Raw genomic sequence first — 22384 nt, 5'->3', positions numbered from 1 at the left:
TGCGCGAACCACGCCCCAAGTGATCTTCGTTTGTTCACCGCCGACCGCTACTCTCGCACCGTGGGCATACCGGCGTGGGTCTGGTTCACCGTCGCCGCGGTAGCGGGCGTCGCGGGGTTCGCCCTGCTCGCCACCGACCGGGCGCAACGAACCGCGCGTAACCGCGAACGCCGCCGATGGGCGGCGTTGCGCGGCTGGCAGTTCGAGGAGACCGACCACGTGCTGCCCACCCGCTGGGAGAGCGGCGCGATCGCCTACTACGGCACCGGCGTCGCCAAGGACGTGGTCGCCGGCTCCACCTTCACCGCGGACGGCCGCCGCCAGGTCTACGTGCTCGACCACGAGACCGGCGGCAAGGTCAACTCGGTGCTGGTCGGCGTGCGCTGCCGGCGGGCGTTGTCCGTGGTCATCGAGCTGTGGCTGCCCAGCGTCCCGTTCCAACGCGACCAGATGCCCGACCTGCTCGGCCCGGTCGGCTCGAGGTACGCGTTCGTCAGCGAACTGCCCGCCGCGCGCAAGCTCATCACCCCGGACCTGGTGGACGCCGCCGAGGAGATCGGCGGGGACGTCACCGTGGTCTGGCTGGAGGACGACTGGGTGATGGCCGCGGCGCCGCCGAACTCCACCCCGGCCCGGCTGGAACGACTGCTGCGCGACCTGGGGGAGTTGGCCGACGTGATCGACCCGTTCGAGGCGGACCCCGATTCGGACACCGGTGGCGAAGTCCACCGCCCGCAGTTCGGGCGCAAGCCGTGACCCCGCCGACCGCCCTGGTGACGGGCGCGACGTCCGGCATCGGCGCCGCGTTCGCCCGCAGGCTCGCCGCCGAGGGCCACGACCTGGTGCTCGTCGCCCGCACGGTGCGGCGGTTGGAGGAGACGGCGGCCAAGCTGCGCGCCGCGCACGGCATCACCGCCGAGGTGCTGCCCGCCGACCTGGCGAGTGAGGACGGCCGGGCCGCGGTCGAGGACTTCCTGGCCAAGCGCGAGGTCGACCTGCTGGTCAACAACGCGGGCTTCGCCCTGTCGGCCGAGTTCTTCACCGCCGACCCGCTCGCGCTCCAGTCCCAGCTCGACGTGAACGTGACGAGCGTGCTGCGCCTCACCCGCGCCGCGCTGCCCGGCATGGTGGCGCGCGGTCGGGGCGCGGTGGTCAACGTGTCCAGTGTGGCCGGTTTCCTCCCGGGCCGCGGCACGACGTACAGCGCGGACAAGGCGTGGGTGACGGCGTTCTCCGAGGGCATGGCGATGGCCACGGCGGGCACGGGCGTGCGCGTGATGGCGCTGTGCCCGGGTTTCGTGCGCACCGAGTTCCACCAGCGCGCGAACATCGACATGACGAAGACGCCCGACCTGCTCTACCTGGACGCGGACCGCGTGGTGCACGACGCCCTCGCCGACCTGCGCGCGGGCAGGCCGCTGTCCATCCCGGGCGCCCAGTACAAGGCCATCACGCTGTTGTCGCGTTTCGTCCCGCGCGCCTTGCTGCGGCGGCTGGCGTCCCGCGCGGCGGGCGGCCGAGGTCGCACCTGATCCGTCGGGAACCTGGACCCGTTCCGGTCCGTCCCACTCCACTAGTGGGAACAGGGAGGAACCGTCCATGGGCGAACAGTTCACGGTGGAGCCGCCGGAGCTCCGCGGGTACAGCGAGCTGCTGGCGCGCAACGCGCAGCACTTCATGACGATCAAGGAGCACGCGGTCGCCAAGGGCGGCGACACCTCCGGCTTCACCGGCTTGCTGTCGCTGTTGCAGCCCATCGTCACCGGCGTGGCGTCCCTCTACGGGGAGACGCTCGACTTCGCGAACCAGATGATGGTCAAGGAAGCCGAAGCCCTCAACCAGGCCGCCGACATGTACGAGAAGGGCGAGGAGCAGGTGATAGGCCTGATCGACCAGGTGCTCGCCCAGCTCCACACCGTCGCCGAGGCACCCTCGCTCGGAGGTGGCCGATGACCGCGTACGCGGACGTCGAAGACCCGTCGGCCGCGCTCAGCGCGGGGGCGGAGGACCGGCCCGGCCGGCAGTCCACGAAGGAGCTCATCGAGAAGGCCGGCTGGAAGATCCAGGGCGTCAACTGGATCTACGAGAAGGTCACCGGCGAGAACCTGATGGACGCGCTGATCAAGCCGCTGCTCGGCGACTTCGAGAAGATCGACGAGAACGCCAACGCGTGGGACCGGGTGGCCAAGGCCCTGGATTCCGTGCGGCACAACGTGGACGCGGGCGCCGAGCAGCTGGCGCCGCACTGGGACGGTGACGCGGCCCAGGCGTTCGAGACGCGCATGGGCACCATGTGGGTGATCGCCATCGAGGCGGACTCGCAGATCGCGCGGATCATCGGCAACCAGTTCCGGTCGACGGCGAGCACGTGCCGCACCGCTTGCGGTATCGCGCTGACGCTGCTGGACATGCTGGTCGGCAAGCTGATGGAAGCCGCGATGACGGCGTGGATCCCGGTCGTCGGCTGGGGCCGTGCGGTGTGGATGGTGTACGACGCGATCCAGATCGTGGACGCCATCCGCAAGATCATCATCGCCATCCAGACGCTGATCGAGGGCGTTCAGGGCATGATCGACGGCGTCGTCGCCATGGGCACCGCGCTGTCCAAGCTGAAGGACGTGCGCGACGTCGGCGACCTGCTCGACGTGGTCGACGGGTACCAGGACGGCAAGGAGAAGTACGACAACGGCGTGGCCGCGGCGAAGTCCGGCGCGATCGGTGTCGGGTTGGGCGCTTACGGCCTCGGCAAGGCAGGGCACGGGGCCTACGGCCGCCACGGCTCGCAGTCGTCCACAGCTCCGGCGCCCGTGCCCGCGGACTCCGGTGCGGGGGGTGGAGGACAGTGACGTTCCCGTACGACAAGGCCCGGCTGGACGCGCTGGTCGCCGAGGTGGACCGGCGCATGGCGAACGTCGAGCAGACCGCTCGTGCGGCGAGCCAGGTGCAGATGCGGTCGCGTGGGCTGACGCAGGCCGACTTCGCGGAGATCTCGCGGTTCGCCAACAGCCCCGGTGCGCCTCGGGAGCTGAAGGAGCTGGCGCGGCGGGTGGACGCGGGTGAGATGTCCTGGGAGGACGTCGCGTCCGGGCGTGCGGTGGACGACGAGGGCGTGCAGAGGGCTTTGCAGACCGGTGTGCCGGACTTGCAGCGCGCGTACTCGGCGATCCAGGCCGGTGACGACCCCGAGGACGTCATCTCGGCGGGCACGCCTCCGCCGAGTGGGCGTGGCGACGACGAGGACGGGCCGAAGAAGTTCACCGAGGACGCCTGGTAACCGGCGCTGCCGCGGTCGGCCCGGACGTCTCGCACGGCTCGAACGTCTGGCACGGCCGAACGGCTGGGACGGTGCACTCCGGCGGCGGGCGGCTCGGGCTGCGGGTACGGGAGGGCGGATCACCACAGGGTGAGCCGCCTACCCCCGCCGCGAGACTTGTCCACAGGCGCGGCCGGACCGCCCGCGATTGTCAGACCGTTGTGGCAGGGTTGAATCAGGGGTCCCCTTGGCGGGGACGCCTGCGTAGTCGGTGATCCGGGTGACCCGCCGGTCGGTGATCCGGGTGGCCGGCCGGTCGGTGATCCGGGTGGCCGGCCGGTGGTCCGTCGTGGACCGTGCCCAGGTCGGACCGCGCCCAGGTCGGGTCGGGTCAGGTCAAGGTGGGGAAGTCGAAGCTGCCGCCGCTGGTGTGGTTCGTCCCGATCCCCCGCACGACGTCGTACGCCACCGCCGCCGCGATCGCCAGCGACCGGACGGGATCAGGCGTGCCCGGTCGGATGTTCAGCACGTCCCGCCGCACCCGCCGCCCGTCGCGCTTCACCACGGCGCCCGGGCTGAACGACGCCACCTCGTGCAGCAGGCACAGCCGCTGCCCCGCCGGGTCGAGCAGCCCGTACGCGCCATGCCCCTCGTGCCGCACCGAACCGACCACCGCGCCGTTCGGCCACAGCACCTGCGTCGGCGGCTTCCCGGCACCCTTGCGGATCAGCAGCAGCTCCTGCCCGTGGCCGGACAACACGAGGTCGAACTTCGTGCGGCCGGAGAACGCGGTGGCGCGCAACAGCTTCCGCACCGGCCCCAGGAACTTGCGCTCGGAGACCGTCGCGATCAGGCCGCCACGCCCGTCGTGGACGTCGTTCCGGTACTTGGTGCTCAGCACGTGTCGCAGCACGCCCCAGGGCTGCTCGATGACGAGGGTGTCGGCGCCGGGAAGGGTCACGGTGTGCCAGCGTACGGCCAGGTATGACACTCTTGGGACCTGTGCGAGCTGAAGTGGTTCTGGACGCCGGCGCGAAAGCGGAACTGGCGCGGTTGGTGAGCGAGTTGGCCGTGGTGCACGGCAAGGTCACGCTGTCCTCGGGCAAGGAAGCCGACTACTACATCGACCTCCGGCGGGCGACGCTCCACCACGCCGCCGCCCCCCTGATCGGCAGGTTGCTCCGGCAGCTCACCGCCGACTGGGACTACGTCGCGGCGGGCGGTCTGACCTTGGGGGCGGACCCGGTGGCGTACGCGATGATGCACGCCGCGGCCGGTGCGGGCGAGGTGCTGGACGCGTTCGTGGTCCGCAAGGCGGCCAAGCAGCACGGCATGCAGCGGCAGATCGAGGGCATCGACGTGGCCGGGCAGCGGGTGCTGGCGGTCGAGGACACGTCCACCACCGGCGGCAGCGTGCTGACCGCCGTCGAGGCACTGCGCGAGAACGGCGCCACGGTGATCGGCGTCGCGACCGTCGTGGACCGGGGCACCGGCGCGCGCGAGGTGATCGAGGACGCCGGACTGCCGTACCGGTACCTGCTCGACCTCGCCGACCTGGGCCTGGCCTGACGTGCTCTGGCTCGCCCTGCTCCTGGTGATCACGGCGATCCTCGGCGCCGGGGTCGCGGTGGGGTTGTCGCGACGCAAGCGGAACCCGGTCGCGAACCAGCAGTTCGTGAGCCAGTGGGAGCAGCGGATGCGTGCGCTGGAGGCCTCCCTGGGCTGGCGGTTCGTCGCCGAGGACCAGGGTTTCCAGGAACGCGTGCCGCAGGTCGGCCGGATGCTGGAGGCCGACCGGAGCCGGGTGAAGTCCCAGCTCGTCGGCCACTGGCGCGGCGTGCCGGTGCTGGCCGTCGAGGTGGTGTTCCGCGCGGACAAGGTGGCGACGTCGGAGTACCGGACCTACGCGGTGGTCGTGGTGCCGCGGCCGATGCCGGGGCCGTGGGTGCTGATCAGCCCGCGCGACGACGCCGTGTGGGGTCTGTTCGAGCAGTTCGTCCCCAGCGGCGACCCGGCGTTCGACGAGCGCTACGAGGTGCGCCGGCGGAACCCGGCGTTCGCGTCGGCGCTGCTGGGTTCGGGCCTGCCCCAGGCGTTGCTGCAGGACCCGCGGGCCAACGGGGTGGCGATCGCGTTCGACGAGCACAACCTCGCCGCCGCCGTGCCCGGACCGCTGTTGCAGGCGCCGCTGGCCCACTTGGCGGATCTCCTGCTGGACGTGGCGGGCCGGGTGCCCTGGCAGGCACTACCCCGCGGCTGACCCCCGTAACCGAGGCGTATTTCACGGGCGTGTGATCGCTTACCGGCCTACTCTGGAAACCAGGGAGGTCGCTATGAACGCGCGCGCGTTGGCCGAGCTCGTCATGGTGGTGCACTTCGGGGTCCTGCTCTTCCTGGTGGTCGGTGGCTTCATGGCCTGGCGGTGGCCGAAGCTTCTGCGCTTCCACCTGGCGATGGCCACCTGGGGTCTGCTGGTCGTGATGTTCCCGATCGACTGCCCCCTCACCTGGCTGGAGAACACGCTCCGCGCGGCCGCCGGTCAGGCGCCGCTCGCGAGCGGCTTCATCGACACCTACGTCGACGGCGTCCTGTACCCGGATGCCGCCGCGCAGCCGGTGCAGGTGGTGGTAGGGCTCGTCGTCATCGCGTCGTGGGTCGGCTACCACCTCAAGCGCCGCGTCGAGCAGACCGCACCGGGCCACCGCGGCGCCGAATCGGCCTGACTACGATCGCCCCGGTCTTCCGACGCCGGGGGTGACGTGGCCGAGCGAGTGGTCCTCGAAGGGTTTCACGCGGTCAAGCACGCGGTCCGGTTCGGGGCCGCGGTCTGCCGCGTGGTGGTGCTCGACCGGGAGAAGGCGCTGGGGTTGGCCCGGTCGCACGCGCCCGACCTGGTCGGCGTGTTCGAGGACCGGGCCGAGGCGGTGGACGCCGAGGAGTTCGAGCGTGTGATCGGGCGGTCGCACCCGACGGGGGTCGGCGGGCTCGCCGAACGGCCGGACGTCGTGACCACCGACCGGTCCGCGCCGTTGGTGCTGCTGGACAACCCGCGCAACCTGGGGAACTTCGGGGCGGTGATCCGGGTGGCCGCCGGGCTCGGCGCCGGCGGGGTCGTCTCGCTCGGCGACGTCGACCCGTGGCACCCGAACGTGCTGCGCGGCAGCGCGGGGCTGCACTTCGCGGTGCCCGTCGGGCGGCTGGCCGGGGTCGGGGACGTCGAGGGGACCGTCATCGCGTTCGACGCCGGCGGTCGGGACCTGCGGGACGTGCGGATCGCGGACGACGCGGTGCTGGCCTTCGGGTCGGAGCGGCACGGCCTGTCGGACGAGGTGCGGGAGCGGGCCGACCTGGTGGTGTCGTTGCCGATGCGCCCCAAGGTCTCCAGCTACAACCTGACCACCAGCGTCGCCATGGGCCTCTACCACTGGGAACTGTTCCGGCGAGCTTCTTGAACGATTCAGTCGGCAGGCTGGTCGGGTGACTACGCCGAAGCTCCTCGCCGCGCGCGCGGGTGTCGCCGAACGTGCGGTCGAGTCCCGGCACCTGCGCCGGGTCTGGGGAGTGCCGGGCACGGCCCTCGGCGCGGTCGGGTGGCCGGTCGACTGGACCGCCCGGCTGCACGTCCGGTTCAGCTACTGGTGGCAGGCGCACCTGCTCGACTGCGTCCTCGACGCGCAGCTCCGCGCACCCCGTGAGGCACGGCTGGCGCTGGTGAAGCGGCTCGTGCGCGGCATCCGGGTGCGCAACCTGGTCGGCTGGACCAACGACTACTACGACGACGTGGCGTGGCTCGGGCTGGCGCTGCTCCGCGCCGACCGGGAAGCCGGGCTCGCGAAGCCGAAGGCCGTCGCCGCCATCGCCGACCGGCTCCGCGCGGGCTGGACCGACCACGGCGGCGGCGGGATCTGGTGGAAGCGGAACGACGACTTCAAGAACGTGCCGGCGAACGGCCCGGCGGCGATCCTGTTCGCCCGCCTGGGCGACCGCGCGGACCTCGGCCGGGCCCGGTCCATCGTGGACTGGATCGAGAACTGCCTGGTGGACGACGAGACCGGGTTGGTGTGGGACGGGCTGCACGTCCACCCCGACGGCTCGGTCCGGGAGGTCGAGAAGAACGTCTACACCTACTGCCAGGGCGTGCTGCTCGGCGCGTGCGTGGAGCTGGGCTCCGCCCGCTACCGGGACGCGGCGGCCCGGATCGTCGACGCGGTGGACGAGCACCTCACCACCGACGGCGTCCTGCGCGGCCACGGCGGTGGTGACGGCGGGCTGTTCAGCGGCATCCTCACCCGGTACCTGGCGCAGGCGGCGCTGCGGCTCGACCGGCCGCAAGCGGCGCGGGCGGCCGACATCGTGCTCGGCTCGGCCGAAGCGGTGTGGGCGAACCGGACCGCGGTGGTGAGCGGGCCGCTGTTCGGTCCGGAGTGGACGGAGCCGGCGGCCCGGCCGCCGGGGAACGGCCCGGAACGGGACCTGTCCGTCCAGCTCGGCGGGTGGATGGCGCTGGAGGCCGCCGCCCTGTTGGAGCGCAACGGGATCACGCCGCGGAGCTGAGCCACCGCAGCAGCGTCGCGGCGTCGGCGCGGAACACCTCGGGCGAGTCGTCGGCGACGAACTCCAGCAGCACGAACCGGTCCACGCCGTCCTGCCCCAGCTCCCGCAGCACGGGCGACCACAGGTCCTCGCGCGCGGCCAGCGGCAGCCGGTCCGACCAGCCGCCGGGACCCCACGAGAACACGTGCGCCGTGGTCAACGCGGGCAGCAGCGCCCGCACCTCCTCGACGGCGTCCGACACGTCCTGCGCGCCGCCCGGCTGCCAGTACGGCACCACCGACCCGTGCCCGACCTCGGTGAACAGGCGCGTCGCCGACTCCAGGGTGTCCGTCAGAGTGTCGGGGTGGTACTCCAGCGCCACCCGCACCCCCGCCGCCTCGGCCACGTCCGCCGCCGCGCGGATCGCGTCCACCACGGCGGCCCGCTGCCCGCCGGACGTGGCGGCCGACCCGGTCGTGCCCGCCCACACCCGGACCTGCGGCGCGCCCAGCTCCACGGCCGTCGCCAGCACGGCGTCCCACTCGGCCCGGTCCGTCACGCCGGCGCGGTAGTAAGAGCCGTAGGAGGAGACCGCCAACCCGGCGTCCGCGCACCGCTGCCGCGCGTCCCGCGCCGCCGCCAGGTCGTTCAGCGGCACGTGCACGTCACCGCCCCACTCGACGGCCCGGAGCCCGCAGTCGCGCGCGAGCGCCACCACCTCGGGGACGGACAACGGGCGGAAGGTCACCGAGACCAGGCCGGGCAGCAGCACGCCGGCCACGCTACCGGGGCCGCGGAGGTCAGTGGCAGCCGCAGGACTGGCGGTGCCGCAGCGTCGGCGGCAGGCGGATCGTCTCCGGCGGCCGGGTCGGGTCCTCGATGCGCGCCAGCAGCAGCCGCACCGCCGTCCGCCCGATCTCCTCCACCGGCTGCGCCATCGAGGTCAGCGGCGGGTCGACCAGCTCGGCCCACTCGACCTCGCCGTACGTCACCAGCGCCGGTTCCGACCCGAACCGCACGCCCCGCGCGCGAGCCGTGCGCAGCACGTCCATCAGGACCTGGTGGTCGCTCACCACCACGCCGGTGACGCGCCCGAGCAGCGGGTCCAGCGACGGCCGCACCAGCTCCTCGTCCCACGCCAGCCCGGCCCGGCCGAGACCGAGCCGGTAGCCGAGCACCCGCTCGTCCGTGGTCGGCACGCCGGCCGGACCGCACACCAGCCCGATCCGCCGGTGCCCCAGCTCCGCCAGGTGCCGCACGAGCGTGGACGTGGCCTGCACGTTCTCCGGGCCGACCTGGTCCACCTCCTGCGCCACGGTGAGCCGGTCCACCAGCACGGTCGGCACGCCGAGCCGGCGCAGCTCGGGCAGCGCGGCCGAACCGGACGTCGGAGTGAGCAGCACCCCGTCGACCCGGCGCGAGCGCAGCATCCGGACCGCGGCCTGCTCGGAGTCGGCGGCGTCCCCCGTGTCGATCAGCACCAGCGTGTAGCCGGACCTGGTCGCCTCGCTCTCGATCGCGGCGATCAGCTCGGCGAAGTACGGGTGCGACACCAGCGACACCGCGAGACCGAGCGACTTCGTGCCGCCGGTGACCAGCGAGCGCGCGATGGCGTCGCCGGTGTAGCCGGTCTCCTCGATGGCCTTCAGCACCCGTTCCCGGGTGGCGGCGGCGACCGACCTGGTCTCGTTGATCACGTGTGAGACCGTGGTGATGGAGACGCCGGCGAGACTGGCGACCTCCCGCATGGTGACCATGGACTCGTCCCCGTTCGGGCTGGCGCAAGCGATTGCGTGGGGACCATACCTGGTAGGAGGTGAGTGCCGTGGTTTCTGTGCTGTGTGTCGGGCTGACCACCGTGGACGTCAGCCAGCAGGTGGCGGAGTTCCCCGGACCGGGTCAGAAGGTGCAGTCACTCGGCGTGCACCTGGCGCCGGGCGGTCCCGCCGCGAACGCCGCGCGCGCGGTGGCGGCCCTCGGGCACCGGGCCGTGCTGGTGACCGCGGTGGACGGTGAGCTGGGCGGGTTCGCGCGGTCCCGGCTGCACCCGGTGGAGGTGCACTCGGTCGGGGCCGGTCCGGCGTTGAGCATGGTCGCGGTGCGGGAGCGGGACGGCGAGCGGACCGTCATCTCGCGCAACGCGGCGGAGTCCGAGATCACCGGCGAGGTGGACCCGGCGCTGGTCGACGCGGCGGACGTGGTGCTGGTGGACGGCCACCTCGGGCCGCTCGCCCTGCGAGCCGCCCGCCTGGCCCGACGCGCGGGCGTGCCGGTGGTGCTGGACGCGGGCAGCTGGAAACCCGTGCTGGACGACCTGCTGCCCCTGGTGGACGTCGCCGCGTGCTCGGCCGCGTTCGAGCTGTCCGAGTCGGAGGTGCACGGCCGGGGCGTGCCGCTGGTGATCCGGACGCACGGCCCGCTTCCCGTCACCTGGTCGCGCGGTGGTGCCACCGGCTCGCGACCGGTACCTGTTGTCGAGGTGCGCGACACCAACGGCGCGGGCGACGTGTGGCACGGCGCGCTGGCGGTCGCGGTCGCCCGGGGCGCGGAGGTGGACGAAGCCGTCCGCTGGGCGAACGAGGTTGCCGCGGTGCGCGTGCGCCACACCGCGTGGGACTGGGTGGAGGAGCTGGGACGGTGGCGGGACAGCGGGTGAGGTTCGACGAGCTGGTCGACCGGGCGCGGCGGCTGGTGGACACCGGTGGACGCCGGCTCCTCGGCATCGGCGGCGCGCCGGGCTCGGGGAAGTCGACGTTGGCGCGCCGGCTGGTGGACGCGCTCGGCGAGGACGCCGTGCTGGTCGGGATGGACGGCTTCCACCTGGCCCAGCGCGAGCTGGAGCGGCTGGGCATCGCCGACCGGAAGGGCGCGCCGGACACGTTCGACATCCCCGGCTACGCCGACCTGCTCGGCCGGCTGAAGGCGTGCGGGCCGGACGTCGTGTACGCCCCGGAGTTCCGCCGGGAGATCGAGGAGCCGATCGCCTGCGCCGTGCCGGTCGACCCGTCCGTGCCGCTGGTCGTCACCGAGGGCAACTACCTGCTGCTCCAGCACGACCGGTGGGAGCGCGTGCGGGTGGTGCTGGACGAGGCGTGGTTCCTGATGATCGACGAGGACCTGCGGGTGGCGCGGCTGATCGACCGGCACGTCCGCTACGGGCGTTCGGTCGAGGACGCCCGGGAACGCGTGACGCACGGGACGGACCACGTGAACGCGCTCATGGTGAACGCGTCCTCGTCCACCGCGGACCTGCTGATCACCGAAGTGCTGTGAGGCCCGTCAGTTCTGCGGGACGACGACGACGGCGTCCTCGTCCACCGGCTTCTTCATCTCCTGCCGGTAGCGGTAGAAGCCGTAGCCGGTGCCGCCGACGAAGAAGGCGATGCTGAGGACCACCGCCGCCGTCTCCAGCCACGGCACGGAAGTCAGCAGACCGGCGCCGTAGTAGCCGGCCAGGACCAGCGTCGGCACCCAGGCGATCGCACCGATGGTCGTGGCGAACATGAACCGCTTCGGGTCCATCCGGGCCGCGCCGGCGATCATCGGGGCCAACGTGCGCACCCACGGGATCCAGCGGGCCAGCACGATGGCCCAGAAGCCGCGTCGGTCGAGGAAGTCCTGGGCCTTGGCCAGGTTCTCCTTGTTGAGCACCTTGCCGCCGCGACGGGCGAGCAGTCGCGTCCCGGTGTGCCGGCCGATGTAGTAGCCGATCTGGTTGCCGACGACGGCCACGATGAGCGCGGCCAACGACAGCAGCCAAGCCGACAGTTCGCCGTCGTGCGATGCGAGCACCACACCGGCGGCGAACAGCAGCGAGTCACCCGGCAGGAACAGCCCGAAGATGAACGCGCACTCGAAGAAGATGAAGCTCAGCGTGATCAGCCACACGGCCAGCGGACCTGCGGAATCCAGGTCGATGAACGCTGCTGCTTCGGTCGATGCGGACAACACCACAAGGGCAGCCTACGTGGGACCGCGGTGTCGCCTGGGCGACATGGGGATAACGCCTTGCGGAAGCCTCGGCGTCGTCGCGGACCGTGCGTGCCCGAACACGTGCTGGAGCGATCGTCGTTCGCGGGGTTAGCGTGGGGGGATGGAGTCCCTGCTCGCCGAACTCCGCTCCGCCGTCGGCGTCGACGCGGTGCTGACCGATGCCGACGTGACCGCGAGCTACCAGCGGGACATGATGCCGTTGGCGCCCCACGGGCAGCCGCTGGCCGTCGTGCTGCCGACGTCCGCCGAGCAGGTGCAGGCGGTGGTGCGGGCGTGTGCGGCGGCCAGGACGCCGATCGTGCCGCGCGGTGCGGGCAGCGGCCTGTCGGGTGCGGCGAACGCCGTCGAGGGTTGTGTGGTCCTCGTCACGACCAAGATGAACGCCATCCTGGAGATCGACCCGGACAACCGGCTGGCCGTGGTCGAGCCGGGGGTGGTGAACCTCGACCTGCGCGACGCGGTGGAGAAGCACGGGCTGTTCTACCCGCCGGACCCGTCCAGCTACGACTGGTGCACGATCGGCGGGAACCTCTCCACCAACGCCGGTGGGCTGTGCTGCGTGAAGTACGGCGTGACCACGGACTCCGTGCTCGGGCTGGACGTGGTGCTGGCGGACGGCGAGCTGCTGCGCACCGGCCGGCGGACCGTCAAGGGAGTGGCCGGGTACGACCTGACCAAGCTGTTCGTCGGCAGCGAGGGCACGCTCGGCGTGATCACCCGCGCGACCCTGGCGCTACGGCCGTTGCCGCAGGCTCCCGCGACGTTGGTGGCCGCGTTCGGCAGCACGGCCGCCGCCGGCGTGGCGGTGAGCCGGGTGGTGACCGAGGGCGTCGTGCCGTCGTTGATGGAGATCATGGACCGGACGTCCATCCGGGCCGTGGAGCAGTACCTCAGGACCGACCTGAACGCGGACGCGGCGCTGCTGCTCTGCCAGTCCGACTCGGGCGGTGAGGCGGGTCGCCGCGAGCTGGCCGCGATCGAGCAGGCGTGCGTGGCGGCGGGCGCGGACCTCGTCTACGCGACCGAGGACCTGGGCGAGGGCCGTGACCTGCTGACCGCGCGGCGGGCCGTGCTGACCGCGCTGGAGGTCTACGGGGCGTGGCTCACCGACGACGTGTGCGTGCCGCGGACCCGCATCGCCGACCTGATCGCCGGGTGCGAGCGGATCAGCGAGTCGGTCGGTCTGCGGATCGCCGTGGTCGGGCACGCCGGTGACGGCAACATGCACCCGACGATCGTCTACGACCCGTCGTCGGCGGACGAGTTCGCCAGGGCGCAGCGGGCGTTCGACGAGATCCTGGGCGTCGGGCTGGCGCTCGGCGGCACGATCACCGGCGAGCACGGCGTGGGCAAGATCAAGCGGGAGTGGCTGGCCCGCGAGATCGGACCGGTCGGCCTCCGGGTCCACCGCGGGATCAAGCGCGCGCTGGACCCGGAGAACCTGTTCAACCCCGGCTCGATGTTCGAGCAGGACCGCTAGTCGATCCGCTTGATCCGCTGGGTCTCGTCCACCGCGGCGATGACCTGGGTGATGTCGTCCGCCTCCTGGGTGAGCAGCGCCTTCTTCTCCCGGCGGGCCTTGATCACCTCGATGATGATCGGCACCACCGAGAGCAGCACGATCAGGATCAGGATCATCTCGAGGTTGTCGCGGACGAACTGGATCTGGCCGAGGAAGTAGCCCAGGACCGTGAGGCCCGCGGCCCACACGATGCCGCCGATGAGCGAGTACGTGAAGTACTTGCGCGGGTCCATCCGGCCCACGCCCGCCATGGCGGTGATGAACGTCCGCACGATGGGCACGAACCGGGCCATCACGATCGCCCGGGCGCCGTACTTCTCGAAGAACTCGTGCGTCTTGTCGACGTACTCCTTCTTGAAGATCTTCGACTCGGGCTTGCTGAACAGCGCCGGTCCGGCCCGGTAGCCGATCCAGTAGCCGACGACGTTGCCCACCAGCGCGCAGACCGTGAGCAGCAAGCACACCAGCCACAGCGGGTAGTCCAGCAGCCCGGAGGCGACGAACAGCCCGGCGGTGAACAGCAGCGAGTCGCCGGGCAGGAAGAAGCCCACGAGCAGGCCGCATTCCGCGAAGACGATGAAGCACAGGCCGACCAGCATGTAGGGCCCGAGTCCTTGGAGCAGGATCTGCGGGTCAAGCCAGTCCGGGCCGAGGGCGATCGTGGAAGTGGGCGTGGCCGTCACGGCGACCACGGTACAGGCATCAACTGAGCGTGATCACAGCCACGACGGTGCCGGCCGCCAGCCCCAACAACACCGCGAGCAACAGCACCCACCCGACGCCGAGCGACGGGCGCGCCACCCGCACGGGTTGGTGCGGGTGCGCGCCGGAGCTGGTGGCCTGCGCGCGGAGGGCGTCGGCCACCAGCTTCTCGTGGTCATCGGGCACGGGGGCCAGTCCTTCAGTCCTTCGCCGGAGTCCCTGCTCCACCGGAGGCTACCCACGCGCCGCGCGCCATGACTTCGCGCGGCCTCAGCTCGCTGTCCAGCACGACGATGTCGGCCGCCAGGCCCGCCCGCAGCTCACCGGTCGTGTCCTGGAGGTCCAGCAGTCGCGCCGGCCGGGTGGACGTGGCGTGCACGGCTTCCTCGATGGTGAGCCCGCACGACTGGACCGCGTTGCGGAACGCGGCGTCCATGGTCAGCGTGCTGCCCGCGAGGGACGCGCCGCCGGCGAGCGTCGGCACGCCGTCCACCACCCGCACTTCGAGGCCGCCCACGTCGTACACGCCGTCGCCCACGCCCGCCGCCGCGATCGCGTCGGTGACCAGGACGGTCCGCCGCACGCCCGCGTGCCGCGCGGCCAGGCGGACGGCGGTCGGGTGCAGGTGCACCAGGTCGCAGATCAGCTCGACGGTGACGCGCTCGTCGTCCAGCAGCGCGCCGATCGGGCCCGGCTCGCGGTGGTGCAGCGGGCGCATGCCGTTGAACAGGTGGGTGGCGACGGTGGCGCCCGCCTCGACCGCCGGGCGGATCTGCGCCTCGGTGGCGTCCGTGTGCCCGATCGCGGCCAGGACACCGCTTTCCACCAAGTGGCGCACCGCGTCCACGCCGTGCTCGAGCTCGGGCGCGACGGTGATCATCCGGACGGTGTCGTCGCCCGCGTCGAGCAGCTTGTCGATCGACGCCCGGTCCGGCGGGCACAGGATGGCCGGGTCGTGCGCGCCGCAGCGAGCGGCGGACAGGAACGGGCCCTCCAGGTGGATGCCGGCCACCACGCCGTCCCGCACGAGCTCGGTCAGCGCCTTGACCTGGTCGGCCAGTTCCGGGATCGGTCTGGACACCAGGCTCGCGATCAGCGTGGTGGTGCCGTGCCTGCGGTGCGCGTTCGCCGCTTTGAGCACCCGGCCCGGGTCGGCGCTGGTGAACGCCTCACCGCCGCCACCGTGGCAGTGGATGTCCACGAACCCCGGCACCAGCCACCCCCCGTTCACGTCGCGGGTCGGGCCCTCCGGCGCCACCCCGTCGCCGACGGCCGCGATCAGGCCGTCCCGCACCGCGACCCACCCCTGGTCGAGCACCCCGTCGGGCGTGACGACCCGACCACCGGTCAGGGTCACGTCCACGGGTCCACCCCACGTGCTCATCTGTCCTCCAGCATGTCGATGGCCAGCAGCGCGGCTCCGAGGCACCCGGCCTCGTCGCCCAACGCCGCCGACCGCAGTTCCGGGCGTCGCTGGAACGTGGTCAGCTCGTCCAGTCGTCCGCCCAGCGGGTCCGTCAGCAACGGGCCCGCCAGTGCCAGGCCACCGCCCAGCACCACGACTTCCGGTCCCAACAACGCGGCTAGCAGCAGGATGCCCCTGGCGAGCGCGTCCACGGCCTCGGCCCACACCGCCGCCGCGTCCGTGTCGCCCGAATTGAGCAGCCTCGCGACGTCCGCGGCGCCCTTGACGGGCCGGTTGGTGCGTTGGGTGTAGCGGCGGGCGATGGCCGCGCTGCTCGCCCTCGCCTCCACGCACCCCGTCTGGCCGCAGCCGCACAGGTCGCCGTGACCGACGTCCACGTGCCCGATCTCGCCCGGCGCGGAGGTGATCCGGCCGTCCACGACGAGGGCGGCGGCGATGCCGGTGCCGATCGGCATGATCACCGCGTTGCCCAGGCCGCGTGCGGCGCCTTGGCGGAGTTCGGCCAGGCCACCGGCGCGGACGTCGTGGCCGAAGGCGGTCGGCAGGGCCGTGCTCGCCTCCAGTCTTGACCTGAACGGGTAGTCCTGCCAGCCCAGGTTCGCCGAGTAGACGCCGGTGCCGGTGGCCTCGTCCACGATGCCGGGCACCACCACGCCGATCGCGTCGACCGGGTGCTCGCAGGCGGCGCGCAGTTCGTCGACCAACGCGGTCACGTCCTCGACCACGGCGTCGCCGCCGGGCCGGGTGGGACGGCGCTGCTGCTTCACCGGCAGCACCCCGCCGGGGGTGCCGGTGACCAGAGCGGCTTTCGTCTCGGTTCCGCCTACGTCGACGGCTATCACGTGTCTTGTGCGCGCCACGAGGACCGATAGTGCGGCATGCGACGCCATTGGTCTATACCAAGTAGCGGATTGGGCTAGTCCAATGCGGTTGAGCAGGGCGAGAAGGGCCTGTGGCGGGAGCGCGCCGGGGACGCCGGAGGAACGCCCCGGCTCCAGGCGGGGGACGTCGGGGAAGCGGGAATGCCGGTCGGGCGTTACCGGGTCAGTGACCGGCCATGATCTTCTGCAGGGCGTCCAGGGCACGGCTGGCGGTGCTCTTCACGGTGCCCTTGCTGATGCCGGTGGCCTCGGCGATCTCCGCCTCCGACAGGTCGCCGTAGTACCGGAGCACGAGCACTTCGCGCTGCCGCGGGGGCAGCTGGGACAGCGCCGCCACCACCGCCTGGTGCTCGGCCGTCAGCATGGCGAGGCTCTCCGCGGACCTGGCGTTGGCCACGTGCGGCGGGGTGTAGTCGCGGGCGGTCTTGCGGCGGCGGAGCACGCTGCGCGACCCGTTGACCACGGCCGTCCGCAGGTACCCGACGGCCGCCTGCGCGTCCCGCAGGTTGGACCAGTTCCGGTGCAGGCCGGTGAACGCCTCCTGCACGACGTCCTCCGCCGTCGCCGGCTCGTCGACCAGCAGCAGCGCCAGCCTGACCAGCCGCATGCGGTGCTGGCGGTAGAGGTCCTCCAGGGTCAGCGGACCGGTCGGGGCCGGAGCCGCGCCGTCCTGGATGCGCAGGTTCGTGAGCGTGTCCTGCACACGCGCGATGCCACCGCTGTTCCCATCAGGACCGACCACGGCAGTGACGTTACCTCCTCGCCCGGTAGCTTCGGCGCGGCGCTGCACAAACGGAGACGAGGTTCCGATGGCCCGGTTCGCGGTCGAGTTGGTCTACGGGCACGACGAGGGCGCGCGGCTGGAGGTCCGGCCGGCGCACCGGGAGTACCTGGCGACGCTGGTGGAACGCGGTGCGCTGCTCGTCTCGGGCCCTTACGCGGACCAGACCGGCGCCCTGCTGGTCTACGAGGCCGCGGACGAGGACGAGTTGCGGGAGATCATCGCCGCCGACCCGTACACGTCCGCCGGCGTGATCGCCGAGACGCGCGTGCACGAGTGGCAGACGGTGATGGGCGCCTGGCTCCAAGCGCGCACCGATCCTGACCCGCACCGATCCTGACCCGCACCGATCCTGACCCGCACCGATCCTGACCCGCACCGATCCTGACGCGCACCGATCCAGGGGCGCACGGACCTGAGGCGGCACGGGTCTAGGCGGTCGGGTCCGGGTCCTTCCGGGAAGCGGCGGCGGCGGTGCCGCCCGGTCCGACGAGGCCGGACAGGTCGTTCGCCGCCATCTCCCGGTCGGCGGCGGGCACCGACCCGGCCGCCTGCCGGTCGACCACCGCCGGCGTGAACGCCCGGAAGATTTTCAGCCCGCCGACCCAGCCCGGCACGTGCACCGCCTTGGAGCGCCGCGTGATGCCCCGGACCACCGCCTTGCCGACGTCGGCGACCGGGTACTTCCGACCCGCCAGACCCGGCATCGCACTGCGCAGCGGGCCGAAGACGGGGTGCTTGTCGGCACTGTCGACCATGTCGGTGGAGATCCACGAGAAGTACGCGACGCCGACGTCCACGCCCAGGTGCCGCACCTCGGCGCGCAGGCTGTCCGCGAACGCCTCGCAGCCCGCCTTCGCGGCGGAGTAGGCCGCGTTGCCGGGGATGTGCACGATCGCCGCCAGCGACGACACCACCAGGCAGTAGCCCCGGCTCGCGATCAGGTGCGGCAGGCAGGTCCGGACCGTCCGCCAGACGCCGAGCAGGTTGACCTCGATGACCCGCTCGAACGCGGCCGGGTCCATCGAGCGGACGAAACCCGTCGCGGCGATGCCCGCGTTGGCCACGACGACGTCGATGCCCCCGTAGTGGTCGACCACCCCGTCGACCGCGGTCTCCAGCGCCGCCCAGTCGGTGACGTCGGCCTCCCAAGCCCTGCCGCCGCACTCCTCGGCCACCTCGCGCAGCCGATCGCCCTCCAGGCCGACCAGCGCGAGCTTCGCGCCCTTCGCGGCCAGACGCCGCGCCACCTCCGCGCCGATGCCCCTCGCCGCGCCGGTGATCAGGACAACCTTGCCCGCAACGTCCACGGTGACCTCCTCAGCCGCTGTGCCGGGAGGCCACCGTAACGCAACTTACCGCGAGTAAGCTACTGGAGAGTTAAACTCGGCTGGCGGCGTTCAGCGCCGCGAGCTCGTCCGCCTCCAGCTCCAGGTCGAGGACCGGGACCAGGTCGGCCAACTGGTCCGCCGTGCGGGCCGACGCGAGGGGCGCGGCCACGGTGGGCTGCTCGGCCAGCCACGCCAGCGCGACCGCCGCCGGGGTGGTGCCGTGGTTGCCGGCCACCTCGTCCACCGCGTCGAGGATCCGCAGCCCGCGGTCGTCCAGGTACTTCGAGGCGCCCGCGGCCCGCGCGCTCTCGACCGCGACGCCCGGCCGGTACTTGCCGGTCAGGAAGCCCTTCGCCAGGCCCCAGTACGGCGCCGACGAGAGGCCGTTGTCGGCGACCGCCCGCGACAGCTCGCCCTCGTAGGAGCGGTCGACCAGGTTGTAGGCCTGCTGGAGCGCGACGAACTTGGCGAAGCCCTCGCGCTCGGCCACGGCGAGTGCGGACGTGAGGCGCTCGGCGGTGTGGTTGGACGCGGCGACGTGCCGGACCTTGCCCGCGCGCACCAGACGGTCGAACGCCGCCAGCGTCTCCTCCTGCGGCGTGTCCGGGTCGTCCCGGTGCGCGTAGTACAGGTCGATGTGGTCCACGCCCAGGCGGCGCAGGGAGTCCTCGGCGGCCCGCTCGATCGTGGCCGCCTCGAGGTCGTCCGCGCCCCGGAGCATGCCGACCTTGGTGGCCACGACGATCCCGTCGCGGTTGCCGCGGCTGCGGAGCCACTTGCCGATGATCGTCTCCGACTCGCCGCCGACGTGGCCCTCGGCCCACGCCGAGTACGAGTCGGCGGTGTCCACGAAGTTGCCGCCGGCCCGCGCGTACCCGTCCAGCACGGCGAACGAGGTCTCCTCGTCGGCGGTCCAGCCGAAGACGTTGCCACCCAGGCACAGGCGCGACACGTCGAGGTCGCTGGTTCCGAGTTTCGTCATGTCGCGAAGCCAGGTCGGGCGGCGCGACCGCGCGAATGGAGCAGCCAGGACTGAATGCCGGTGTCGGGACACCGGTTGAACAGGGTGAAGTCGGTCACAGGTCGGACGGCCTCCTACTCGGAGACCTCGACGCCCTTCCAGAACGCGACGTGGCCCCTGATGTTCGCCGCTTCCGGGCTCGGCTCCTGGTAGAACCACGCGGCGTCGGGGTTGTCCTCGCCCTTCACGTGCAGCGTGTAGTAGCCGGCGGTGCCCTTCCAGGGACAGATCGAGATCGTGTCCGACGGCCTGAGGTAGTGGGCGTGCACCGACTCCGGGGGGAAGTAGTGATTCCCCTCCACCACCACGGTCTTCTCGCTCTCGGCGATGATCTCGCCGTTCCATCGTGCGATCGCCATGGGACCACTATGCCGTTGATCGACTTCTCCCGCCGGGCGGTGCCCGTAGGATGCTGCCGACACCGCGTTCCGGGCACCCGAGGAGGACCCACCGATGCCCATCGCAACCCCCGAGGTCTACGCCGAGATGCTCGACCGCGCGAAGGCGAACGAGTTCGCCTACCCCGCGATCAACGTCACCTCGTCCGAGACCCTCAATGCGGCCCTGCGTGGTTTCGCAGAAGCCGAGAGCGACGGGATCATCCAGGTCTCGACCGGTGGTGCCGAGTTCGCCTCGGGCACCAAGGTCAAGGACATGGTGACCGGCGCGGTTGCGCTGGCGGAGTTCGCGCACGTGGTCGCCGAGAAGTACCCGGTGAACATCGCGCTGCACACCGACCACTGCCCGAAGGACAAGCTCGACGGCTACGTGCGCCCGCTCGTCGCGATCAGCCAGGAGCGGGTGGACCGCGGGCTCAACCCGCTGTTCCAGTCGCACATGTGGGACGGCTCGGCCGTGCCGCTGGACGAGAACCTGAAGATCGCGTCGGAGCTGCTCGACCTCACGGCCAAGGCCAGGATCATCCTGGAGATCGAGGTCGGCGTGGTCGGCGGCGAAGAGGACGGCGTCGCGCACGAGATCAACGAGAAGCTGTACACCTCGCCCGAGGACTACCTGAAGACGGTGGAAGCCCTCGGTGCCGGTGAGAAGGGTCGCTACCTGGTCGCGGCGACGTTCGGCAACGTGCACGGCGTGTACAAGCCGGGCAACGTGAAGCTGCGCCCGGAGATCCTGAAGCAGGGTCAGGACGTGGTGGCCGAGAAGCTGGGCCTGCCGGCCGGCTCAAAGCCGTTCGACCTGGTCTTCCACGGCGGCTCCGGCTCGCTGCTGGAGGAGATCCACGAGGCGCTGACCTACGGCGTGATCAAGATGAACATCGACACGGACACGCAGTACGCGTTCACCCGTCCGATCGTGAGTCACATGTTCTCGAACTACGACGGCGTGCTGAAGATCGACGGCGAGGTGGGCAACAAGAAGGCCTACGACCCGCGGTCCTACCTGAAGGCCGCCGAGCAGGGCATGGCCGCCCGCATCGCCCAGGCGTGCGAGCACCTGAAGTCGTCCGGCCGCATGATCGCCGGCTGACGTCCCGCGAGACGCGGAACGGCCCCCTCCGGGATTCGGAGGGGGCCGTTCCACGTGCTCACTCGCGGTGCATGGGCCCGTAGCCGTGCGCGTGCCTGCCGGGGAACGTCGCGTCGGTCGGCGCGGCTGCGGCGCGCCCGCCGCGACGAGGTCGGCGGCGAGGCCGCCGTCGTGTGCGCGGAAGTGTCCGCACGCGACTCCCCATGGGTCGATCCGGTGTGATCGGTCCTCGGGGGAAGTCGACGGCGGAGGAATCAGGCGGTCACCAGTGGTGGTGCGGCGGTCTGCCCCACCCTGACCCGGTCGGCCACCACCCACAGCACGGCCAGGACGACGAACGTCACGGCGGCCGACGGGTAGAGGATCGGCGGGGCGGCGTCCAACGACTGCTGGACCCAGATCCCGCCGTAGCCGAGCCCGGTGACGGCGGCGGAGCCGAGTATCGCGGCCACCGGGCCGGGCACGCGGCCCAGGTGGGCGGCGTCCACGGCGAGGCCGACGAGCACCAGGAACAGCGGCACGGCGGACAGCGGGAAGTCGGCGCCCGCGAGCAGCGGCCAGGCCAGGCAGCGGTAGGCGACGTAACCGCCGGCCACCGCCGTCGCGGCCCACTTCGCGCCGAGCGTGCGCCGTGCGATCACCAGCACGAGCGCTGCCGCGATCAGGCCCCAGACCGGGTAGACCCAGTCCGGGATGGGCAGCGAGAACTGGACGATCGACTCGCGGTCCACCGGCCGGCCGATCTGGTCGGCGGCGAACTGGAGCAGGATCGGCTCGGCGTACGGCTCACCGCGGTCCCAGGAGGCGATCTCCAGCACCCCGTACTCCTGGTGCTGGTTCGGGAACCAGACGTTCTCCAGGAAGAAGAACCACAGCGCGGCCAGGCCGAACAGCCGCCACCGGCCGGGCGGGTACAGCTTGATCCACCCCCGGATCGCGCCGGCCAGCATGATCGCGGTCCCCAGGTACAGCAGGGCGTGCGACCCGCTCCACGACGTGATGTCGAGGCCGTTGATCCGGTGGTTGATCAGGTCGATGGGCAGCGCGACCAGGAAGACGCCGGTGCCCCACTGCATCAACCTCAGCGCGGTCTTGTCCGCGCCGTAGCCGGTGTAGGTGTGGAACAGGGTCAACCCGACCACGACCACCGTGCCCAGGGTGTTGAGCAGGTGGGGCGGCGCCAGCTCGTCGCGCAGCCACTTGAAGTGCCAGGCGACGTCCCACGTCGAGCCGATCAACTTCAGCAGCAGGCCGACCAGCCAGAGCTGGTAGAGCGCGGCGACCAGAGCCGGCGGCGTCTCGCGTCCCGGCTCGCCCCGCTCCCAGTACTGGTCGCGGAATCGCGCGACGCGATTGGTTACCCCCGTGTTCACCCGCCCATGATGCGGCCCGACCCGACCCCCTGGAAGGGTGACCCGCCCTGGTCTTTCCCGGAGTGACCCCTAGGGGATGG

At 71.9% G+C, this 22384-nt stretch carries 28 protein-coding genes; 15 read left to right on the top strand and 13 right to left on the bottom strand.

The annotated features are described in order from the left end of the window. Positions 1 to 60: 60 nt before the first annotated feature. The 5 genes from ACRAKI_RS35515 (at position 61) to ACRAKI_RS35495 (ending at position 3274) form a co-directional block, all read left to right on the top strand. Positions 61 to 756, top strand: a complete 696-nt coding sequence (locus tag ACRAKI_RS35515; RefSeq protein WP_447004830.1) for a hypothetical protein — start codon at positions 61 to 63, stop codon at positions 754 to 756. Continuing rightward, positions 753 to 1532: an SDR family NAD(P)-dependent oxidoreductase gene (locus tag ACRAKI_RS35510; protein ID WP_447004829.1), complete on the top strand. Its 780-nt coding sequence runs from the start codon at positions 753 to 755 to the stop codon at positions 1530 to 1532. Before ACRAKI_RS35515 ends, ACRAKI_RS35510 begins: the two co-directional genes overlap by 4 nt. Before the next feature lie 67 nt (positions 1533 to 1599). Next, the gene (locus ACRAKI_RS35505) at positions 1600 to 1953 is read left to right on the top strand and encodes a hypothetical protein (RefSeq protein WP_447004828.1); all 354 of its coding nucleotides are present in this window, start codon (positions 1600 to 1602) and stop codon (positions 1951 to 1953) included. Beyond that, positions 1950 to 2846: a WXG100 family type VII secretion target gene (locus tag ACRAKI_RS35500; RefSeq protein WP_447004827.1), complete on the top strand. Its 897-nt coding sequence runs from the start codon at positions 1950 to 1952 to the stop codon at positions 2844 to 2846. The genes ACRAKI_RS35505 and ACRAKI_RS35500 overlap by 4 nt, the downstream gene beginning before the upstream one ends. Beyond that, positions 2843 to 3274: a hypothetical protein gene (locus ACRAKI_RS35495; RefSeq protein WP_447004826.1), complete on the top strand. Its 432-nt coding sequence runs from the start codon at positions 2843 to 2845 to the stop codon at positions 3272 to 3274. The genes ACRAKI_RS35500 and ACRAKI_RS35495 overlap by 4 nt, the downstream gene beginning before the upstream one ends. 370 nt (positions 3275 to 3644) lie before the next feature. Here ACRAKI_RS35495 and ACRAKI_RS35490 read toward each other — a convergent pair whose 3' ends face one another. Continuing rightward, entirely contained in the window at positions 3645 to 4214 is a 570-nt protein-coding gene (locus ACRAKI_RS35490) for a hypothetical protein (RefSeq protein WP_447004825.1), read from the bottom strand. Positions 4215 to 4267: 53 nt separating this feature from the next. On the opposite strand from ACRAKI_RS35490, the gene pyrE reads away from it, so the two are divergent. The 5 genes from pyrE to ACRAKI_RS35465 all read left to right on the top strand — a co-directional run bounded on the left by pyrE (position 4268) and on the right by ACRAKI_RS35465 (position 7807). After that, positions 4268 to 4822: an orotate phosphoribosyltransferase gene (gene pyrE / locus ACRAKI_RS35485; RefSeq protein ID WP_447008602.1), complete on the top strand. Its 555-nt coding sequence runs from the start codon at positions 4268 to 4270 to the stop codon at positions 4820 to 4822. 1 nt (position 4823) lies between these two features. Next, the gene (locus tag ACRAKI_RS35480; RefSeq protein ID WP_447004824.1) at positions 4824 to 5513 is read left to right on the top strand and encodes a hypothetical protein; all 690 of its coding nucleotides are present in this window, start codon (positions 4824 to 4826) and stop codon (positions 5511 to 5513) included. Positions 5514 to 5586: 73 nt separating this feature from the next. Then, positions 5587 to 5976, top strand: coding sequence for a DUF2784 domain-containing protein (locus ACRAKI_RS35475; protein ID WP_447004823.1), 390 nt, complete (start codon positions 5587 to 5589; stop codon positions 5974 to 5976). A 36-nt stretch (positions 5977 to 6012) separates the two neighbouring features. Further along, the gene (locus ACRAKI_RS35470) at positions 6013 to 6705 is read left to right on the top strand and encodes a TrmH family RNA methyltransferase (protein WP_447004822.1); all 693 of its coding nucleotides are present in this window, start codon (positions 6013 to 6015) and stop codon (positions 6703 to 6705) included. A gap of 25 nt (positions 6706 to 6730) precedes the next feature. Then, complete coding sequence (locus tag ACRAKI_RS35465; protein ID WP_447004821.1) at positions 6731 to 7807, top strand: glycoside hydrolase family 76 protein; 1077 nt, start codon at positions 6731 to 6733, stop codon at positions 7805 to 7807. On the opposite strand, the gene ACRAKI_RS35460 is transcribed toward ACRAKI_RS35465, so the two are convergent. Next, on the bottom strand, positions 7791 to 8558 hold the full coding sequence (locus tag ACRAKI_RS35460; protein WP_447004820.1) for a sugar phosphate isomerase/epimerase family protein: 768 nt from the start codon (positions 8556 to 8558) through the stop codon (positions 7791 to 7793). The two genes, ACRAKI_RS35465 and ACRAKI_RS35460, sit on opposite strands and share 17 nt — an antisense overlap. 28 nt (positions 8559 to 8586) lie before the next feature. Beyond that, positions 8587 to 9543: a LacI family DNA-binding transcriptional regulator gene (locus ACRAKI_RS35455; protein WP_447004819.1), complete on the bottom strand. Its 957-nt coding sequence runs from the start codon at positions 9541 to 9543 to the stop codon at positions 8587 to 8589. Positions 9544 to 9620: 77 nt separating this feature from the next. Between ACRAKI_RS35455 and ACRAKI_RS35450 the strand changes: the two genes are divergently transcribed. Together ACRAKI_RS35450 and ACRAKI_RS35445 are read left to right on the top strand one after the other, a co-directional pair. Beyond that, complete coding sequence (locus tag ACRAKI_RS35450) at positions 9621 to 10442, top strand: PfkB family carbohydrate kinase (RefSeq protein WP_447008601.1); 822 nt, start codon at positions 9621 to 9623, stop codon at positions 10440 to 10442. Then, positions 10424 to 11059 carry a nucleoside/nucleotide kinase family protein gene (locus ACRAKI_RS35445; protein ID WP_447004818.1) on the top strand — a complete coding sequence of 212 codons (636 nt, stop codon included), beginning with the start codon at positions 10424 to 10426 and terminating at the stop codon, positions 11057 to 11059. Before ACRAKI_RS35450 ends, ACRAKI_RS35445 begins: the two co-directional genes overlap by 19 nt. A 6-nt stretch (positions 11060 to 11065) precedes the next feature. Here the strand turns inward: ACRAKI_RS35445 and ACRAKI_RS35440 are convergent, their stop codons facing one another. Further along, complete coding sequence (locus tag ACRAKI_RS35440) at positions 11066 to 11740, bottom strand: DedA family protein (protein WP_447004817.1); 675 nt, start codon at positions 11738 to 11740, stop codon at positions 11066 to 11068. Positions 11741 to 11879: 139 nt separating this feature from the next. Between ACRAKI_RS35440 and ACRAKI_RS35435 the strand changes: the two genes are divergently transcribed. Beyond that, complete coding sequence (locus ACRAKI_RS35435; RefSeq protein ID WP_447004816.1) at positions 11880 to 13259, top strand: FAD-binding oxidoreductase; 1380 nt, start codon at positions 11880 to 11882, stop codon at positions 13257 to 13259. Here the strand turns inward: ACRAKI_RS35435 and ACRAKI_RS35430 are convergent. The 5 genes from ACRAKI_RS35430 to ACRAKI_RS35410 all read right to left on the bottom strand — a co-directional run bounded on the left by ACRAKI_RS35430 (position 13256) and on the right by ACRAKI_RS35410 (position 17052). Then, positions 13256 to 13993 carry a DedA family protein gene (locus tag ACRAKI_RS35430; protein ID WP_447004815.1) on the bottom strand — a complete coding sequence of 246 codons (738 nt, stop codon included), beginning with the start codon at positions 13991 to 13993 and terminating at the stop codon, positions 13256 to 13258. The two genes, ACRAKI_RS35435 and ACRAKI_RS35430, sit on opposite strands and share 4 nt — an antisense overlap. 10 nt (positions 13994 to 14003) lie before the next feature. Further along, a complete protein-coding gene (locus ACRAKI_RS35425) occupies positions 14004 to 14189 on the bottom strand; it encodes a hypothetical protein (RefSeq protein ID WP_447004814.1) in 186 nt (61 codons plus the stop codon). A gap of 13 nt (positions 14190 to 14202) precedes the next feature. Next, positions 14203 to 15387, bottom strand: a complete 1185-nt coding sequence (nagA, locus tag ACRAKI_RS35420) for an N-acetylglucosamine-6-phosphate deacetylase (RefSeq protein WP_447004813.1) — start codon at positions 15385 to 15387, stop codon at positions 14203 to 14205. Beyond that, the gene (locus tag ACRAKI_RS35415; protein WP_447004812.1) at positions 15384 to 16289 is read right to left on the bottom strand and encodes an ROK family protein; all 906 of its coding nucleotides are present in this window, start codon (positions 16287 to 16289) and stop codon (positions 15384 to 15386) included. The genes nagA and ACRAKI_RS35415 overlap by 4 nt, the downstream gene beginning before the upstream one ends. A 184-nt stretch (positions 16290 to 16473) precedes the next feature. Next, positions 16474 to 17052: a SigE family RNA polymerase sigma factor gene (locus tag ACRAKI_RS35410; protein WP_447004811.1), complete on the bottom strand. Its 579-nt coding sequence runs from the start codon at positions 17050 to 17052 to the stop codon at positions 16474 to 16476. Positions 17053 to 17119: 67 nt separating this feature from the next. Between ACRAKI_RS35410 and ACRAKI_RS35405 the strand changes: the two genes are divergently transcribed. Beyond that, positions 17120 to 17431 (top strand): YciI family protein, encoded by a 312-nt coding sequence (locus ACRAKI_RS35405; protein WP_447004810.1) that lies wholly within the window; start codon positions 17120 to 17122, stop codon positions 17429 to 17431. A 91-nt stretch (positions 17432 to 17522) separates the two neighbouring features. Here the strand turns inward: ACRAKI_RS35405 and ACRAKI_RS35400 are convergent, their stop codons facing one another. From ACRAKI_RS35400 to ACRAKI_RS35390, 3 genes are all read right to left on the bottom strand, one after another. Next, entirely contained in the window at positions 17523 to 18401 is an 879-nt protein-coding gene (locus tag ACRAKI_RS35400) for an SDR family oxidoreductase (protein WP_447004809.1), read from the bottom strand. Between the two features lie 70 nt (positions 18402 to 18471). Then, positions 18472 to 19404 carry an aldo/keto reductase gene (locus ACRAKI_RS35395; protein WP_447004808.1) on the bottom strand — a complete coding sequence of 311 codons (933 nt, stop codon included), beginning with the start codon at positions 19402 to 19404 and terminating at the stop codon, positions 18472 to 18474. A 113-nt stretch (positions 19405 to 19517) separates the two neighbouring features. Then, the gene (locus ACRAKI_RS35390) at positions 19518 to 19802 is read right to left on the bottom strand and encodes a DUF427 domain-containing protein (protein ID WP_447004807.1); all 285 of its coding nucleotides are present in this window, start codon (positions 19800 to 19802) and stop codon (positions 19518 to 19520) included. A gap of 94 nt (positions 19803 to 19896) precedes the next feature. Between ACRAKI_RS35390 and fbaA the strand changes: the two genes are divergently transcribed. Beyond that, on the top strand, positions 19897 to 20931 hold the full coding sequence (gene fbaA / locus ACRAKI_RS35385; protein ID WP_447004806.1) for a class II fructose-bisphosphate aldolase: 1035 nt from the start codon (positions 19897 to 19899) through the stop codon (positions 20929 to 20931). A gap of 254 nt (positions 20932 to 21185) precedes the next feature. Here fbaA and ACRAKI_RS35380 read toward each other — a convergent pair whose 3' ends face one another. Then, entirely contained in the window at positions 21186 to 22304 is a 1119-nt protein-coding gene (locus tag ACRAKI_RS35380; protein ID WP_447004805.1) for a hypothetical protein, read from the bottom strand. Positions 22305 to 22384 lie beyond the last annotated feature (80 nt).

The organism is Saccharothrix isguenensis, from assembly GCF_052936305.1.
This window is presented reverse-complemented; position numbering and strand designations above follow the sequence as displayed.

What these genes read in the sequence shown, in the direction of transcription:
- ACRAKI_RS35505 (WP_447004828.1), top strand. Translation starts at nt 1,600, where the DNA reads ATGGGCGAACAGTTCACGGTGGAGCCGCCGGAGCTCCGCGGGTACAGC.
- ACRAKI_RS35500 (WP_447004827.1), top strand. Translation starts at nt 1,950, where the DNA reads ATGACCGCGTACGCGGACGTCGAAGACCCGTCGGCCGCGCTCAGCGCG.
- ACRAKI_RS35475 (WP_447004823.1), top strand. Translation starts at nt 5,587, where the DNA reads ATGAACGCGCGCGCGTTGGCCGAGCTCGTCATGGTGGTGCACTTCGGG.
- ACRAKI_RS35455 (WP_447004819.1), bottom strand. Translation starts at nt 9,543, where the DNA reads ATGGTCACCATGCGGGAGGTCGCCAGTCTCGCCGGCGTCTCCATCACC.
- ACRAKI_RS35435 (WP_447004816.1), top strand. Translation starts at nt 11,880, where the DNA reads ATGGAGTCCCTGCTCGCCGAACTCCGCTCCGCCGTCGGCGTCGACGCG.
- nagA (WP_447004813.1), bottom strand. Translation starts at nt 15,387, where the DNA reads ATGAGCACGTGGGGTGGACCCGTGGACGTGACCCTGACCGGTGGTCGG.
- ACRAKI_RS35405 (WP_447004810.1), top strand. Translation starts at nt 17,120, where the DNA reads ATGGCCCGGTTCGCGGTCGAGTTGGTCTACGGGCACGACGAGGGCGCG.
- ACRAKI_RS35395 (WP_447004808.1), bottom strand. Translation starts at nt 19,404, where the DNA reads ATGACGAAACTCGGAACCAGCGACCTCGACGTGTCGCGCCTGTGCCTG.
- ACRAKI_RS35390 (WP_447004807.1), bottom strand. Translation starts at nt 19,802, where the DNA reads ATGGCGATCGCACGATGGAACGGCGAGATCATCGCCGAGAGCGAGAAG.
- fbaA (WP_447004806.1), top strand. Translation starts at nt 19,897, where the DNA reads ATGCCCATCGCAACCCCCGAGGTCTACGCCGAGATGCTCGACCGCGCG.